General features: G+C 33.4%; 6 protein-coding genes. 2 read left to right on the forward strand and 4 right to left on the reverse strand.

What is annotated here, in order from left to right:
* Positions 1 to 23: 23 nt before the first annotated feature.
* The 4 genes from ABJD66_RS06595 to recA form a co-directional block, all read right to left on the reverse strand.
* Positions 24 to 1,523: an outer membrane beta-barrel protein gene (locus ABJD66_RS06595; RefSeq protein ID WP_348129580.1), complete on the reverse strand. Its 1,500-nt coding sequence runs from the start codon at positions 1,521 to 1,523 to the stop codon at positions 24 to 26.
* Positions 1,524 to 1,548: 25 nt separating this feature from the next.
* On the reverse strand, positions 1,549 to 2,115 hold the full coding sequence (locus ABJD66_RS06600) for a sigma-70 family RNA polymerase sigma factor (protein ID WP_303539783.1): 567 nt from the start codon (positions 2,113 to 2,115) through the stop codon (positions 1,549 to 1,551).
* Between the two features lie 29 nt (positions 2,116 to 2,144).
* On the reverse strand, positions 2,145 to 2,567 hold the full coding sequence (locus tag ABJD66_RS06605) for a hypothetical protein (RefSeq protein ID WP_348129584.1): 423 nt from the start codon (positions 2,565 to 2,567) through the stop codon (positions 2,145 to 2,147).
* A gap of 139 nt (positions 2,568 to 2,706) precedes the next feature.
* The gene (gene recA / locus ABJD66_RS06610; RefSeq protein ID WP_100896793.1) at positions 2,707 to 3,714 is read right to left on the reverse strand and encodes a recombinase RecA; all 1,008 of its coding nucleotides are present in this window, start codon (positions 3,712 to 3,714) and stop codon (positions 2,707 to 2,709) included.
* Positions 3,715 to 4,006: 292 nt separating this feature from the next.
* On the opposite strand from recA, the gene ABJD66_RS06615 reads away from it, so the two are divergent.
* Together ABJD66_RS06615 and ricT are read left to right on the forward strand one after the other, a co-directional pair.
* A complete protein-coding gene (locus tag ABJD66_RS06615) occupies positions 4,007 to 5,038 on the forward strand; it encodes a rhodanese-related sulfurtransferase (RefSeq protein WP_303539777.1) in 1,032 nt (343 codons plus the stop codon).
* Positions 5,039 to 5,285: 247 nt separating this feature from the next.
* A partial coding sequence (gene ricT, locus ABJD66_RS06620; RefSeq protein WP_348129589.1) for a regulatory iron-sulfur-containing complex subunit RicT occupies positions 5,286 to 6,541 on the forward strand: 1,256 nt, incomplete at its 3' end.

A 6,541-nucleotide genomic window follows, 5' to 3' on the forward strand; every position in this document is an offset into this window, starting at 1 on the left:
AAAAAACCAACTGGTATATCTTTTTAAAACTTAAAGCTAAGACCACTATACACACCCATAGAAAAAGGCTGAAAATCTCCAGAAGTATTAGAAAATGTATTTAACTGATACTTAAACATTGGCTCTACACTTAGCTGCACATTAGGCGTAAACTTATAGTTTAATCCAAACCCAATATTGGTACTAAAATTAAGACTGTTTATATTATTAGACTCTCCTATTTTAGTTACTAAATTTTCCGATTCTAATGAGATAGAATCATCTACCAAAAACAAAGAACTTACACCACCAATTAGATGCACACCAAAATTACCATCTATTAGCGCATAATTAAGCTCTAAAGGAACTTCTAAATACCCAAATTGCTGTACCATTTTACCTTCTCTACTTGTGCTTTTAGCGGCATAACTAACCTCTTCTACCTTAGAATTACTAGGTTCTGAAAGTACATCTCTATTAGTTTGTATAACAATACTCTCTGCACTTGCATTATAATCTATAGTATTAACCATACTATTACTTGCCGGATCAAATGCGGACTTAAAAAACACATTATTGGTATTATAACCATAATCTACTTTATGCACACCAGAGCGGATACTCAATTTTTTATTTACCTCATAAGCCACAGTTACACCATAACTCATATTTACATTACCAGATTTTGAGTTAGATACAAAACTAGGATCTACTGGAGAACCATCTTTTAAAGAATTAAAATACACGGGTGCAACATTAGCTCCTACAGACCATTTGTCCGTTTTGGCAGACGCAACAGTTTCTTCCTTGTTCTCTTTTATAGCATCGTAAATAGATTTTTTACCAATAGTATCTCTACCTGCAACTGCTTCTTCTGTTTTTTTTGCAAAAAGTTGTTCTTTTCCTTCTTTTAAGGTTGATAAAGATTTTGTTTTAACCTCTTCTAAAGGATCAGTTTCCGCATCTTGCTTCACAACATTTTTATTTTTTATTGAAACGTCTGCAATACCATTAGTATATCCGTTTTGAGCATCTGAAGAACTATTAACCTCACTTTTTATATCATTGCCATTCTTCTGTGAAGCTCCAAAAGCATTAAAACGGTCATTTCTCTTCTTATTTTTATTAGTTACAGCCGTGTTTTTAATAGCTAAAGTCTCCTGGCTCTTTTTAGTATTATTTGTAATCACAACTACTTCTTCTTCAATATTTAAATCTGAGTTAGTTTTGCTAGAGTATTCTCCTTCAATTCTTCTAGAATCTTTATTTACAACCTCAACATCAGTTTTAGGTAACACCTGCTCTGTATCTGTAATAGTTGGTAGTGTTGCATCATCAGCCTTAAAAAAAGGTTTTATTGCAAAAAACAATAGCGCTAAAGCAGCAGCTATTCCACCAAGCTTCCACCAAATAGGAATTACAAGTCTATCTTTTTTCTTTTGGTCTAAAGACATATTAAGCTTCTGCCACACTTTTTCGTCTGGCACATCTCCAAAGTCCTTAAACTTATCTTGAAAAAGCTTGTCTAAATTTTCTTTACTCATTTTATATAATATAAACTACATACAATTACCATTGCAGAAGACAAAACAGCACTATTGCTACTACTATTTTTAATTTTGTTTTTTCTATTTTACCCTTTAAAATTTGTCGTGCTCTAGCCAAATTAGACTTAGATGTCCCTGCTGTTGTACCTAGCAAATCTCCTATTTCCTTGTGCGTATAGCCGTCTAATACATATAAATTAAATGTTGTTCTGTATTTGTACGGCAACTCTTGTATATAACCTAGTAAAACAGACAATGAAGGTGAATTTTCGCCCACCTCTATTTCTACAGGCTCTTCTATCTCCTCTTCTTGTTTAATTGCTACATAGCTCTCTTTTCTATACTTCTGTAAAACAGTATTTACAGTAATACGCTTTATCCAACCGTCAAAAGAACCATTAAATTTAAACTGACCAATTTTATCAAAAATGGTCATAAAACTATCGTGTAAATTATCTTCTGCCTCAACTTTGTTTTTAGAATATTTTAAACAAACACCATAAAGCATAGGTGCGTAATGGCGATAAAGTTGCTCTTGCGCAGCTCTATTACCCTTTACACAATTATGTATAGTTTCGTTTAAGTCCAATAAAGATATACTAGTTGGTTATAAATATTTTATTCGTTTACTGGTACCGCAATCTCTATGTACTGGTCTTCACCATCTGAGTTTTGTCCTGTCCAGAATTTAAATAAATAATCTTCTTTATAAATTACTTCAAAATCAAAAGAGACCTCTACCTCTTCTGTACTTTCTTGGCAATCATTACTACCAGTTAACTCTGTGCCAATTGGGTACACTTCACGCTCTGTTAATTGGTGTTTATGAATATCAAAACCCTCAAAATAAGTACAAGTATTTGGACTCGCATAAGTAACAAAAATGGTATACTTTTCTCCAAACTCAAAAGCTTCAGGAACCTCTGCACTTATTACCTCTAAATTTACATATTTAAAATTAGTATTATCATCATCTAAAGAACAAGCCGTAAAGGAAAAACTCGCTATCACAAGCATTAAAATACTTAAACTTTTTTTCATCTGTAATAAAATTAATAGTTACCCCTTAGATGGTTTATAAACAGTAAGGTTGCGTTAAAAACAATAAAATCCCGAAAAAATCGGGATTTTGTAAAATTTTCCTTCTAAAAGCAAAAGGAATTGTAATTTTTGTATAAAATTATTCAGCAAGAGCCTTAATAGCATCTTTAATTTTAACCTCTAACTCTTCAAGCAATTCTGGGTTATCTGCTAATATATTTTTAACAGCATCCCTACCTTGACCAAGTTTAGTATCGCCATAACTAAACCAAGATCCACTTTTCTTAATTATTTCGTACTGCACACCTAAATCTAAAATTTCTCCTACTTTAGAAATACCTGCTCCATACATAATATCAAACTCAGTAGTTCTAAATGGTGGTGCAACTTTGTTTTTTACAACCTTAACACGTGTTTTGTTACCTAAAACATCACCATCTGTACTTTTAATTTGTGTAGACCTTCTAATATCTAAACGTACAGAAGCGTAAAATTTTAATGCATTACCACCAGTAGTAGTTTCTGGGTTACCAAACATAACTCCAATTTTTTCTCTTAACTGGTTAATAAATATAACAGTACAATTAGTTTTACTAATAGAACTAGTTAACTTACGTAATGCTTGTGACATAAGTCTTGCGTGTAATCCCATTTTAGAATCACCCATTTCACCTTCAATTTCACTCTTAGGCGTTAAAGCAGCAACAGAATCCACAATAACTATATCAATAGCACCAGATCTAATTAAATTATCTGCAATTTCTAAAGCCTGCTCACCATGGTCTGGCTGAGAAATAATTAAATTATCTATATCTACTCCTAATTTTTCTGCATAAAAACGATCAAAAGCGTGCTCTGCATCAATAAATGCTGCAATACCACCTGCTTTTTGCGTCTCTGCTATAGCGTGCAACGTTAATGTAGTTTTACCAGAAGATTCTGGACCGTATATTTCTACCACTCTACCACGTGGATAACCGTTTACACCTAAGGCAATATCTAAACCTAAAGATCCGGAAGAGATAACAGCTACATCCTCTACAACTTTATCACCCATTTTCATTACAGCACCTTTACCGTAAGTCTTATCTAGCTTGTCTAAAGTTAATTTTAACGCTTTTAATTTTGCTTCTTTTTCGTTGCTCATTTCTAATAGTGTTTGTACCGCTAAATTACCACTTCTTTTGTCATAATACAATGCCAACGCAACCTTTTTACCAAAGCCGCATCTACAAGGTGTGTTCACCTTCAATCCTAAAACGAAGGCGCCCTAGGATTCCGTTATTCTAAGGCAAAATTATTTTTTCTGCTTTGTTGGTTAAGTAGAAAAAAGCATCTAAAAAGGACCTAACTATGTGTTAAGGTCCTTTTTTGTTGCCTAAAAGTGTAATAGTTTTTACCTTTGCCGCTATTCTTTAACTTAATAAAATTAGTATAGCATGCAACTGTACAATACATTAAGCGCCAAGGAAAGAGCAGCCCTTATTGAAGAGGCTGGTAAGGAACGCCTAACCATTTCTTTCTACAAATATGCGCACATAGGCAACACCTCTTTATTTAGAGATCACCTTTTTATTACCTGGGACCAGATGGATGTTCTTGGTCGTATTTACGTAGCCACAGAGGGTATAAATGCCCAATTATCTGTTCCTGCAGAAAATTTTAATGCCTTTAAAGAGCATTTAGATAGCATTACTTTTTTAGAAAATGTACGATTAAACATAGCTATTGAACAAGACAACATGTCCTTTTTAAAGCTAAAGGTAAAAGTGCGTAACAAAATTGTTGCAGATGGCTTAAATGATGACTCTTTTGATGTTACAAACAGAGGAGTACACGTTAATGCTGAAAAATTTAATGAGCTTATTGAAGATCCAAATACTGTTTTGGTAGATATGCGCAACCATTACGAGAGTGAAATTGGTCACTTTAAAAATGCTGTTACACCAGATGTGGACACTTTTAGAGATTCTTTAGATATTATAGAAAACGATTTAAAAGACCATAAAGAAGACAAAAAACTAGTAATGTATTGCACAGGGGGCATCCGCTGTGAAAAAGCCAGTGCATACTACAAACACAAAGGTTTTAAAAACGTATACCAACTAGATGGTGGTATTATAGAATACACCAGACAAGTAAACGATAAAAACTTAGAAAATAAGTTTATTGGCAAAAATTTTGTTTTTGACCACAGACGAGGAGAACGCATTACTGATGATGTAATTGCAAACTGTCACCAATGCGGGGAACCTTGTGACGAGCACGTAAATTGCGCCAATGAAGCTTGCCATTTATTATTTATACAATGTAAAAAATGTGCTGCAGAGATGAACAATTGTTGCTCTACAGAATGTAAAGACATACACGCATTACCTTTTGAAGAACAAAAAGAATTGAGACGCGGAAAAACCGTTAGCAATAAAATATTTAAAAAAGGAAGGTCTGAGGTTTTAAAATACAAAAAGTAAGACTTTTACAAACTTAAAAATACATTTTAAAGGCAGTTAAAATCAAGAGATTTTAACTGCTTATTTTAATTAAAACAGACTCATTCTTAAGACTGAATTTTCAATTTTACATAATTAACATTATGCAATAAAGTACCTACTTATTATTTTCAACTTAAAAATAGTATCTTTACGGTTAAGTAAATTAATATGAACCTTTTTTGACAAAAAGCAGCTTTGTTTTTTTGGTCAAATCAATATATATAATATGGGTTGTAGCAGTTGTTCAACTGGTAAAGACGGCCAACCAAAAGGATGTAAGAACAATGGTACTTGCGGAACAGATGGCTGTAATAAATTAACGGTTTTTGATTGGCTTTCTAATATGTCGTTGCCAAACGGCGCAGAGCCTTTTAATTGCGTAGAGGTACGCTTTAAAAACAGTAGAAAAGAATTTTTTAAAAATACAGATAAGTTATCTCTTGCAATAGGAGACTTAGTAGTAACCGAGGCCAAATCTGGTTATGATGTTGGCATGGTAACACTTACAGGCGAGCTTGTTAGAGTTCAAATGAAAAAGAAAAAAGTTGCTATAGATAGTGAAGATGTTTTAAAATTATACAGAAAAGCAAACCAGAAAGATGTAGATACATGGCAAAATTGCAGAGATCGTGAAGAAGCCATAAAAAAACGCGCTAGAGAAATTGCAATTGCATTAAAACTGCAAATGAAAATTTCTGATGTAGAGTTTCAAGGAGATGGCTCTAAGGCTACATTTTACTACACCGCAGAAGATAGAGTAGATTTTAGACAGCTGATAAAAGATATGGCAAAAGCATTTTCTATTCGTATAGAAATGCGTCAAATTGGATACAGACAAGAAGCACAACGCTTAGGAGGTATTGGCTCGTGTGGCAGGGAATTATGTTGCTCTACTTGGTTAACAGATTTTAGATCTGTTAGTACAGCTGCAGCTCGTTACCAACAGCTTTCTTTAAACCCACAAAAACTTGCTGGACAATGCGGCAAGCTTAAGTGCTGTTTAAATTATGAGTTAGATGTATACATAGATGCCTTAAAGGACTTTCCTGGTCAAGACACAAAAATATTTACAGAAAAAGGAGTTGCTTATTGTCAAAAAACCGATATTTTTAAGGAGATGCTATGGTTTTCATACAAGGATGATCCCGCTAACTGGCATATGCTTACCAAGCACCAAGTAAATGAACTTGTTGCCTTAAACAGACAAAAAGAGAGAATTACTAGTCTAGAAGATTATGCTGTAGAGGATGTAATTGAAGAAAAAGCAATGGTGTTTGAAAATGTTGTTGGCCAAGACAGCTTAACACGTTTTGATAAACCTAAAAAATCTAACAAAAAGAGGCGCAACAATAACAATAAAAAGCGCAACAACAACAACAACAACAACAACAACAACAACAACAACAACAACAACAACAACAACAACAACAACAACAACAACAACAACAACAACAACAACAACAACAACCCTAAAGGTAAAAG

The organism is Cellulophaga sp. (genome assembly GCF_039943695.1).
Lineage (GTDB): Bacteria > Bacteroidota > Bacteroidia > Flavobacteriales > Flavobacteriaceae > Cellulophaga.

Coding starts and splice junctions, on each gene's coding strand:
- ABJD66_RS06595 (WP_348129580.1), bottom strand. CDS start 1,523: ATGAGTAAAGAAAATTTAGACAAGCTTTTTCAAGATAAGTTTAAGGAC.
- ABJD66_RS06605 (WP_348129584.1), bottom strand. CDS start 2,567: ATGAAAAAAAGTTTAAGTATTTTAATGCTTGTGATAGCGAGTTTTTCC.
- recA (WP_100896793.1), bottom strand. CDS start 3,714: ATGAGCAACGAAAAAGAAGCAAAATTAAAAGCGTTAAAATTAACTTTA.
- ABJD66_RS06615 (WP_303539777.1), top strand. CDS start 4,007: ATGCAACTGTACAATACATTAAGCGCCAAGGAAAGAGCAGCCCTTATT.